The organism is Chamaesiphon sp. OTE_20_metabat_361 (assembly GCF_031364565.1).
Window position 1 is genome coordinate 1 of the sequence record NZ_JANLWO010000203.1, and the last position, 8592, is coordinate 8592.

Consider the following 8592-nt stretch of genomic DNA (forward strand, 5'->3'; position numbering starts at 1 on the left):
ATCTGAATGGAGATCTCCCTGTGGTGCATGTGACCCAAGGGACGATTACGACCGATCCAGAACGATTAATCGTGCCCACACTTCAAGCATTGGCATCAGAAAACGTCTTAGTCGTGGCGACTGTCTTCGATCGATCGCTTGAGAGTATTCTGCCCGATGGGATTCCTGCCAATGCTCGCATTGCATCGTTCATTCCCCATTCTCAACTATTACCTCATGTCGATGTGATGATTACCAATGGCGGCTTTAATGGCGTACAAATGTCTCTAGCAAATGGCGTACCAGTAATCGGCGCGGGGAAGTCTGAAGATAAGCCAGAAATTTGTGCTCGGATCGACTGGTTGGGTGCAGGAATCGATCTCAAAACCGACCAGCCAACTCCAGAGCAGATTCGATCGGCTGTCGGCAAGATATTAAACGATCGTAGTTATAAGGATCGCGCTCAAGACTTGCAAAGAAAAATTAGTGAATACGATGCACCATCGATCGCCGCAACACTACTAGAACAGTTAGCCCAATCTCATCCAAGCATAAGCCAAATGAAATAGAGTATTTCCAACGGTAGACTGGAAAGATTGACTTATCTACTAATATCGATCGATTCTCATCCGTCTCGTTGGCGTACTTCGGCTACGTATCGCAAAGGGCGAGGCTTCGCCAACAGTACAAGTAGCCGCGCTCGCAGTAAGTAATCGATTCAGCGACAATTCTGACCACCGAACAGCTAGAAAAATGCGATCTTTGAGCAAGTTAGGAGCAAGTATGGTTAAAAAAGTGGCAATCGTGGGTGCTGGAGCTAGTGGTGTACTGCTGGCTCACTATCTGTTGCGTCGAGGCGATCGATATCAAGTCGATCTCTACGATCGCCTCAGCGATCCGCGCATCATCGAATTTTCCAATGCCAGAACCTTCCCCATCTCTTTAACCGAACGCGGAATGAAGGCATTGGGTCTGATTGCGGGACTGGAAACAGCCGTCAGAGCGATCGGTTTGGAAATGAGCGGCACCATTTTTCATCAACAGAACGGCAAAACACGAGTGAAATCCCGAAAGAAGCCACTGGTAACACTCGATCGCACCAACTTAGTCATCACATTGTTGGAGAAGTTGACCGAACAGTACGATAATAGCCGACTCAACCTGCATTTCGATCGAGCCTGCACCGCAGTGGATTTTGCCGCCAAGACGATTACTTTTCAAAACATAGATCCAACAGCCACCGATCTGACTGTGGACTACGATTTATTAATTGGTGCAGACGGCGCACGTTCGGTAGTGAGATCCTATTTTCTTAACACCGAACTGTTTGAGTTCGAGCAAAAATACGTCCCGACCGACTATAGATCGATTATTTTGCCTCGCCCAGATCGAGCGTTAGACTTCAATCTAGAATTAGGCAAAATTCATTCTTGGCGCAGCGATGACGGGACGTTTGTAGTGCTGCTCCATCAACCTGACGGCAGCATGAGCGGTGTGATTTTATTCCCTCGACTCAACCAGGAGGTTGCCAACCTTTCGACCCCAGAACAAGTCCAACAATTTTTCCACAAGCGTTTCCCAGAGGTAGGTCAAATGATGCCTGCTTCCGAAGCAGAGGCATTTCTGGTGCGATCGCCATCTCGGATTTTAACCATTCGCTGTAATCGCTACCATCATGGCGATAGTGTACTGATTATTGGCGATGCCGCTCATTCGGTGTCACCCTCGATCGGTCAAGGTTGCAACGCTGCACTAGAAGACGTGGCGATTCTAGACGAGTTGTTAGATGAGTATGCTGACGATTGGGCAGAGGCGATCGCCCAGTTTACGCTCCGCCGCCAAGCGGATGCTCATGCTTTAGTAGAATTAGGCGATTACTCCTTCCCCTCATCCTCTGGATTATTCATCGAATTTGTGCTCAGAGAACAACTTGCAACAACGCTACATCAACTGTTTCCAGATCGCTGTTCGCCGTCATTATCGGAACTAGTATTTGAAAGTTCGGTTCCCTATTCAGAGATTTTGGATGCTTATCAGGGGTGGATCTCAAAAGTGAAAAAGCGATAGCGAAGCGCTGCCTTGGCAGGTCGCCCAAATTGAGTTTTATGGAAAAACAATTTTAGGAGCAGGCTACAGGAAAATCGATGTGTTAAATCCCACGATCGATCGGTTAGAATATGAAAATTAGAGTGTTGGTTATTGACTAATGCTTCACATAATTCAATTCGATGACCCTACCAAATTAAGGATGAGAACGAATCGAGTAATTCGTTTTATAAGTATCCCTATAACTTTTTTGATTGGATTGCCCCAATGAATATTTGCGATTAAAGTTTATCTGATACTCGTGATGCTTAAAAAAGCTTGGTTTTGCACATTTTGCTTGTTTTTACTGACTGTTGGTTGCACCAGTACTAACTCCACCAATAGCAGGCAAGATTCCCCAAATAACCCCAACGAGATTACAACATCTAATACCGATCGCCGCAACAAATTACGCGGTCGAATCGAACAAATTTCTAAGACTGCTCAAGGTCGTATGGGGGTTACAGCTACAGTGCTAGAAACTGGAGAGTCAGTCTCCCTGAATGGAAATCAGCGATTCCCGATGCAAAGCGTTTACAAATTCCCAATCGCGATGGCTGTGCTGGATCGAGTAGATCGAGGTAAACTCAAGCTAGACCAAAAGATTCGGATCGAGGCAAGCGATGTCGTTCGGGGCAGTCAGATTTTAGACCAGAAAGCGATCGGAGTGGAACTAACTCTAACTGAACTATTGAAGTATATGGTTTCTAGTAGTGATAATACGGCTTGCGATGTGCTGTTACGACTCGTTGGTGAGCCAAAGATTGTTACTCAATATTTGCGTGGTCTTGGCGTAAAGGACATTGTTGTTGCCAATACGGAGCAGGAGCTAAGGAAAAACCCCGCCGTGCAGTATCGTAACGATGCAACACCTGATGCTGCTGTCGGGCTATTACGCACCTTTCACGAGGGCAAAGGGCTGTCAACGTCTAGTCAAGCATTACTGCGACGATTGATGACAGAGACGACTACTGGCAAACAGCGCATTAGAGGATTGTTGCCGAAGGGGACGGTTGTGGCGCACAAAACAGGAACTTCGGCGACAGTCAAGGGTGTGACGGCGGCAACCAATGATGTGGGAATCGTAACGCTGCCGAACGGGCAAAATTTAGCGATCGCCGTCTTTGTCTCAGATTCCCCAGCGGAGGCGGCGATCCGCGAGCGATCGATTGCCCAGGTGACGCGCACTGTATGGGATGAATGGAGCAAATAGGTGCAGATTGTTTACTTTGGTTAGCCAAGAAGTGGGATGCAGTTTTGCCGTCGAATTTGCTTGGGACGGAATTCGGTGCTGGCAGTGTTGTAGGCAAAGGCATCCAGGAGAGCGATTATTTTCGGGGGAGCTAGACAAGCTAATTGAGCTTGCTGTAGGGAAAATTTGCGACAAACCAAATAAAGCTAAATCTTCCTGCATTATTAATTGTCATCTCCGCTAAAAATAATCGCTCTCGTAATCCTCGCCCAACTAATCACTATCGACGAGCGCGAGGGGATAAGTTGGGGGCGACCGAATTATGACACAATAAACTCGACCGATGGTGCTGGCGATCGACATGCGATCGGAAAAAATATGGGTTTTGAGTTGATAGAAATCGATACTGAATGGCTGGCAATAGCCATGTTTGCGGGCTTTTTTGCGATCTTGATGACTGGTTATCCCGTATCATTTTCCTTTGCTGGTACCGCGATCGTGTTTGGGCTGATTGGCTATCTAATGGATGCTTTCGATCCCAGCCGTTTGTTATTGCTGCCGAATAATTGGTTCGGTACGATGTCTAACTTTACGCTCTTAGCCATTCCCTTTTTTGTTTTCCTCGGTTCCGTCTTAGAAAAATCGGGCATCGCCGAAGAATTGTTAGAAACGATCGGGATTGTATTAGGCCCCGTGCGCGGGGGATTGGCTTTAGCCGTAGTCCTGGTGGGCACCCTGTTAGCCGCAACGACAGGGGTGGTAGCAGCAACCGTAATTATTATGGGCACGCTCTCCCTGCCCGTGATGCTGCGGTATGGTTATGACAAACAATTAGCCGCTGGAGTCATCGTCGCTTCGGGCACCCTCGCCCAGTTGATCCCCCCCAGCCTGGTGTTATTGGTATTGAGCGATCAGTTGGGCGTGTCCGTGGGCGATTTGTTCTTGGGGGCGTTAATTCCGGGGCTGATGTTATCGGCTTCCTATGCTGCCTACGTGCTGATCCTCGCCTATTTCAAACCCGACCTCGCGCCTGCCCTACCTTTATCCGTCCGACAGATTAAGGGCAAAGCGTTGGTCAAAAAGTGCCTCAAAGCAGTTTTACCACCCTTGCTGCTGATTTTCGCCGTCTTGGGGAGCATTTTCTTTGGCCTTGCCACTCCGACTGAAGCAGGGGCGGTGGGAGCCGTCGGAGCTTGTGGCTTGGCAGCTCTCAATCGCAAACTCAATTGGCAGTTGATTACCACGGCAGCTCACTCGACGGCGGTGGTATCGACGGTAGTGGTGATGATTTTGTTTTGCTCGTCGTTTTTTAGCCTAGTTTTTGATGCGCTAGGTGGCAAAGAATTAATCACCGAGTTATTAGTCGATTTACCCGGTGGTAAAATCGCTTTTTTGATTGTCAGTAATATTGTGATTTTTCTGCTGGGAGTCTTCCTCGAATTCATCGAAATTTGCTTTATTGCGATGCCGCTATTAGTCCCCGCCGCCCAGAAATTGGGACTCGATATGGTGTGGTTTGGGGTGGTGATGGCCATTAACTTACAAACAGCTTTTATATCACCACCTGTCGGTTTTTCCCTCTTTTATCTCCAAAGTGTCGCGCCCCCAGAACTCAAGACGATCGATATCCACAAGAGTGCGCTACCGTTTGTGGTGTTGCAATTTACGATGTTATTAATCGTGATGATTTTTCCACAGACGGTGACTTGGCTAGTTAGCCTAGCAGCGAAACCAGTTTTGTAAATAATCTCACATTAAGATTTCAACTTGTCATAACTATAGCGATCGAAACTGGCGGAATTGATCTTATTCCAGGCATAGATCCGATCGCGAAATTGTTTCCATTCCCCAAAAATCCGCTGAAAATCGGCATCTTTAGCAGAGAAATCATCGTACAGCTCAAACGATGCCTTTTCTGCTGCTGCCAAAATTTCTGGACTGTAAGCGCGCAACTTCACACCATTTTTAATCAAGCGTTGGAGAGCTTGATTATTCCGGGCATCGTAACGAGCTAACATCGTCATGTTAGCTTCAAAGGCCGCAGTTTGAACGGCGGCTTGGTAGGCGGGGGGGAGTTTCTGCCATTCCTTGAGGTTGATTTGCAGCTCTAGCGTCGGCCCTGGCTCCCACCAGCCTGGATAGTAATAATATTCAGCAACTCTATTCAATCCCAATTTTTCGTCATCGTAAGGCCCCACCCACTCAGCCGCATCGATGGCTCCTGTCTGTAAGGCTTGAAAAATTTCGCTACCAGGAAGAGTTTGTACCGTAACGCCCAGTTTGGCCATCACTTGCCCGCCCAAGCCAGGAATCCGCATTTTCAAGCCTTGGAGATCGCTCAGTTGGGATATTTCCTTCCGAAACCAGCCCCCCATCTGACCGCCAGTATTACCCGCCGGAAATTGAATCACCCCAAACTTCCGTGCATAGAGTTCTTGCAAGGATTTTAAACCCCCGCCCTCATACAGCCAAGCATTTTGCTGTTGACCGTTCAAACCAAAGGGGACGCTAGTCCCGAAAGCCGCAGCGGGTGTTTTGCCCACATAGTAATAAGCCGCTGTATGACCGCAGGGCACGGCTCCTTGAGATACGACATTGAGCACTTCTAGTGGCGGAGCGAGTTCCCCAGCCGGACGGGGCGTAATCTTGAATCTACCATCTGTAATCGCCGCCAAGCGATCTGCAAAGGTTTTGGCACCACCAAAGATGGTATCGAGCGAGATCGGCCAACTCGTTGCCATTTGCCAGTTAATCATCGGTAAGCCAGTCCCAGCACCTGAAGACCTTTTTCGCGCGCGACACGACACGAGAGCAGCCCCTGAGACCGTACTGGCGATCGCCGCTCGGACAAATTGTTTCCGTTTCACTTTTGACTCCTTGCGCTTCCGGACTAGAGATCGGACAGAGGTCGAGATTTAGGCAATCTACCTACATTCGAGCTAAGCTAATGTTAAACCACGCTCTACCATGACGATCGATGAAATTGCCGATCTATCGTCGGACTTTGGGACGAGCGGGGGGCGAAACTGCTTCATTTTAAGGATATCGAAACTTTTGTCTAACCCGATCGCACCTGCTACTATGCGCGCCCTGTTGAACTTTTCGCGGGCGATCGATAAAATCACCGAGTTCGTCGGCAGTCTGACTGGTGGGATGGTCATCCTCACGATCTCAGTCGGTTTTTACAATGTCGTCGCTCGGTATGTGGGGCGATTAATTGGCATCCAATTATCTTCCAACGCGCTCATCGAATTGCAGTGGTATTTATTTTCGATGATGTTTTTTTTGGGATTTGCCTACATTCTCAAACACGGTGCCAATGTGCGGGTCGATTTTCTTTATACCAATTGGACTCTCAAACAACAAGCCTTAGTCGATTTTATCGGTACGATCTTATTTACGATTCCCTTTTGTATTTTGGGAATTTGGGTCGCCTTAGATCCCGTATTGCAATCTTGGGGGCTTTTACCCAATGGGAATTGGGGCACTTGGGAAATTTCCTCAGATGCCAACGGTTTGCCCCGCGCTCCGATTAAAACGATGATTATTGTTGCTTTTGCGACTTTGCTGCTCCAAGCGATCGCCCAAGCCATCAAGTATCTAGCTGTTTATAAGGGTTATCCTCATGCTGCCGAAATCATTCAAGCAGATATCGAGAATTTACCTCTAGAGTAGACTGACATTTGGCACCCTTTATCCTTTAGCTATATCGACTCACACATCCGATCGGAGACTCAGCCATCTAAACCTCCGAGGTACTCCCGCCAGAGTGCGATAGCACTTGGCGGTGAGGGGGATAGGACGCGCGTTACGAGTCCCACCCCTGATTAATTTGACAAGCGCAGCTCTCAACCATGAAGGGGTGGGCGAGGCGCGAACAATTACTCTGTGATTTCACCTTGGTTTTCGACATATTTTCTAATTTGTTCGACAGTAACGCCGCCACAACTAGCAACGAAGTAAGCTCCAGTCCAAAACACTGGTTTACTATAAATTCGGTTAACAACATCAGCAAACTCCTTACGAATTAATCGACTCGAAACAGTCTTGAGATTATTGACAAGCTTGCTAATCTCCACATCCGGCGGGAAATCAATAACTAGGTGAACGTGGTCTGGTTCACCGTTGAAATCGGTTAATTTGCTACTCCACTTTTCACAAGTGCTGGCAAGGATTTCATGCAACCTTTTCAGGATCTCTTGATTAATCACCTTTTTGCGGTACTTTGTAACCAGCACCAAGTGAATATTAAGCGAATATATGCAACGGTAGCCTTTGTTATAGCTCATAGCACTAAGCATGATATAATAGCTCTATGCTACTCACTTACCAGTACCGATTGCAACCAAACCAAGAACAGGAGGCGACCTTGAGCCACTGGGGTGAGTTGCTGCGTCGGCATTGGAATTATGCTCTCGGAGAGAGATTAGACTACCTGCGCCGCACTCGTTCTTTGGTCGATAGATGCAGTCTGATAAGTGAGCCAATTGGTGAGATTCCAAACAGGGTTGATTACTACTCGCAAGCTGCCAATTTAAAACAGACAAAATCATTATTTCCTGAATATAAAGGTATCTATGCTGACTGCCAACAGCAAAATTTAATGCGGTTGGACAAGGCTTGGAAACGGTGGTTAATACCAGATAAGAATGGCAAAAGAGGCGGTAAACCTAGATTTAAGAAACAAGGCGACATCTGTTCGATTACTTTTCCAAGAGCCAATTCTGCTAAGGCTGGAGCAAACTTACTTGGCGAAAATTTGAAGCTGTCTAAGATTGGTGATATTCCTGTTGTATTGCACCGCCCAATCCCAGAAGGTTCGGTGATTAAGCAAGCAACAATCGTCAGCAAAGCCGATGGGTGGTATGTAAGTTTTGCGCTTGAAGATAACACGGTGCCTGTCTCCTTACCTGTTGATGAAATTAAATCTGTGGTGGGAATTGATGTCGGGTTAGAAAAGTTCTTAACTACTAGCGATGCTGAGGCAATTGCTGTCCCTCAGTTCTACCGTAAGGCTCAAACGGTATTAGCTCGTCAACAACGCAAGTTAGCTAGACAAGAAAAAGGGTCTGTTAATTACGGTAAGCAAGCTAATAAAGTTGCTAAGTTGCATCTGCATGTTGCCCGTCAACGCAAAGATTTTCATTATTCTGTAGCTCATTATTTATGTACAACTTACGATCTGATTGGATTCGAGAAACTGAATATCAAGGGTCTAGCTAGAACCAGATTAGCTAAATCAATACTTGATGTTGCGTGGCGGACATTCTTGAACATATTGCAAGCAGTAGCGGTAAGACGCGGCAAGCACACCCAAGAAGTTGATGCTAGAGGGA

8 protein-coding genes are annotated in these 8592 nt (G+C 47.2%); 6 read left to right on the forward strand and 2 right to left on the reverse strand.

Going from position 1 to position 8592, the window contains the following annotated elements; translation table 11 throughout:
- The 4 genes from RMO35_RS05675 to RMO35_RS05690 all read left to right on the forward strand — a co-directional run.
- Positions 1-548, forward strand: a 548-nt coding sequence (locus RMO35_RS05675; RefSeq protein ID WP_396135607.1) for a glycosyltransferase, incomplete at its 5' end; no start/stop codon positions are given.
- 214 nt (positions 549-762) lie between these two features.
- Positions 763-2046, forward strand: coding sequence for an NAD(P)/FAD-dependent oxidoreductase (locus tag RMO35_RS05680; protein ID WP_309739204.1), 1284 nt, complete (start codon positions 763-765; stop codon positions 2044-2046).
- 283 nt (positions 2047-2329) lie between these two features.
- A complete protein-coding gene (gene bla, locus RMO35_RS05685; RefSeq protein ID WP_309739211.1) occupies positions 2330-3277 on the forward strand; it encodes a class A beta-lactamase in 948 nt (315 codons plus the stop codon).
- A gap of 357 nt (positions 3278-3634) precedes the next feature.
- Positions 3635-4999, forward strand: a complete 1365-nt coding sequence (locus tag RMO35_RS05690; protein ID WP_396135609.1) for a TRAP transporter large permease subunit — start codon at positions 3635-3637, stop codon at positions 4997-4999.
- Positions 5000-5010: 11 nt separating this feature from the next.
- Here the strand turns inward: RMO35_RS05690 and RMO35_RS05695 are convergent, their stop codons facing one another.
- On the reverse strand, positions 5011-6123 hold the full coding sequence (locus RMO35_RS05695) for a TRAP transporter substrate-binding protein (RefSeq protein WP_309739207.1): 1113 nt from the start codon (positions 6121-6123) through the stop codon (positions 5011-5013).
- Positions 6124-6337: 214 nt separating this feature from the next.
- On the opposite strand from RMO35_RS05695, the gene RMO35_RS05700 reads away from it, so the two are divergent.
- Positions 6338-6931 carry a TRAP transporter small permease subunit gene (locus tag RMO35_RS05700; RefSeq protein WP_396135610.1) on the forward strand — a complete coding sequence of 198 codons (594 nt, stop codon included), beginning with the start codon at positions 6338-6340 and terminating at the stop codon, positions 6929-6931.
- 206 nt (positions 6932-7137) lie between these two features.
- On the opposite strand, the gene tnpA is transcribed toward RMO35_RS05700, so the two are convergent.
- Positions 7138-7557 (reverse strand): IS200/IS605 family transposase, encoded by a 420-nt coding sequence (gene tnpA, locus RMO35_RS05705; RefSeq protein WP_396135017.1) that lies wholly within the window; start codon positions 7555-7557, stop codon positions 7138-7140.
- A 14-nt stretch (positions 7558-7571) separates the two neighbouring features.
- On the opposite strand from tnpA, the gene RMO35_RS05710 reads away from it, so the two are divergent.
- Positions 7572-8592: RNA-guided endonuclease InsQ/TnpB family protein (locus RMO35_RS05710; protein WP_396135608.1), on the forward strand; the 1021-nt coding region annotated here is incomplete at its 3' end.

Bases quoted from the DNA above. Each gene is read 5' to 3' on its own strand.
- RMO35_RS05680 (WP_309739204.1), top strand. From the start codon at position 763: ATGGTTAAAAAAGTGGCAATCGTGGGTGCTGGAGCTAGTGGTGTACTG.
- bla (WP_309739211.1), top strand. From the start codon at position 2,330: ATGCTTAAAAAAGCTTGGTTTTGCACATTTTGCTTGTTTTTACTGACT.
- RMO35_RS05690 (WP_396135609.1), top strand. From the start codon at position 3,635: ATGGGTTTTGAGTTGATAGAAATCGATACTGAATGGCTGGCAATAGCC.
- RMO35_RS05700 (WP_396135610.1), top strand. From the start codon at position 6,338: ATGCGCGCCCTGTTGAACTTTTCGCGGGCGATCGATAAAATCACCGAG.
- tnpA (WP_396135017.1), bottom strand. From the start codon at position 7,557: ATGCTTAGTGCTATGAGCTATAACAAAGGCTACCGTTGCATATATTCG.